The sequence below is a fragment of the uncultured Roseibium sp. genome (assembly GCF_947499295.1).
Classification (GTDB): Bacteria; Pseudomonadota; Alphaproteobacteria; order Rhizobiales; family Stappiaceae; genus Roseibium.
Window position 1 is genome coordinate 1 of the sequence record NZ_CANMNP010000127.1, and the last position, 546, is coordinate 546.

Consider the following 546-nt stretch of genomic DNA (forward strand, 5'->3'; position numbering starts at 1 on the left):
GGTCAAGCCGAAAATACATGAGCATGACAACGCTCTACCAGGAGTAAAACCAAACCCAGGGAGCCGTCGCCCGAAAAGTAACCGTCCGGTCTTGGCGCGGTCCCGGTAGGGCGCGTGAGTGTTATGCCATTTGCGCGGTGTATCGCCATGGCATGAGTTCATCGATCCTGTTGACTTTGTGATCGGCGATCTGATTGAGAACTCATGTGAGCCATGTTTGCGGATCGACGTCGTTCAGTTTGGCGGTTTCGATCATGGTGTAGATGATGGCAGCGGCCTTACCGCCGCCTTCTGAACCGATGAAGAGATAGTTTTTCCGGCCCAAGGCCACGCAGCGGATCGAACGCTCTGCACAATTATTGTCCAATTCCAGAAAGCCATTTTCCAGATAGTCGCGCATTTTCTTCATACGGCTAAGAGCATAGCGGATCGCTTTCGCAAGTTCTGACTTTCCCGAGATGCGGAGCAATTGAATTGGTCCCGATTTTCTGGACAAGTTGACGGCTGATTTAAGGTGTATCCGGGTTGGTTTTCATGCCGCCAATT

1 protein-coding gene is annotated in these 546 nt (G+C 51.6%); it reads right to left on the reverse strand.

Annotated features, from left to right (window positions below; genetic code table 11):
* Positions 1-202: 202 nt before the first annotated feature.
* Positions 203-469 carry a transposase gene (locus tag Q0835_RS30075; RefSeq protein WP_298967178.1) on the reverse strand — a complete coding sequence of 89 codons (267 nt, stop codon included), beginning with the start codon at positions 467-469 and terminating at the stop codon, positions 203-205.
* Between the last annotated feature and the right edge of the window lie 77 nt (positions 470-546).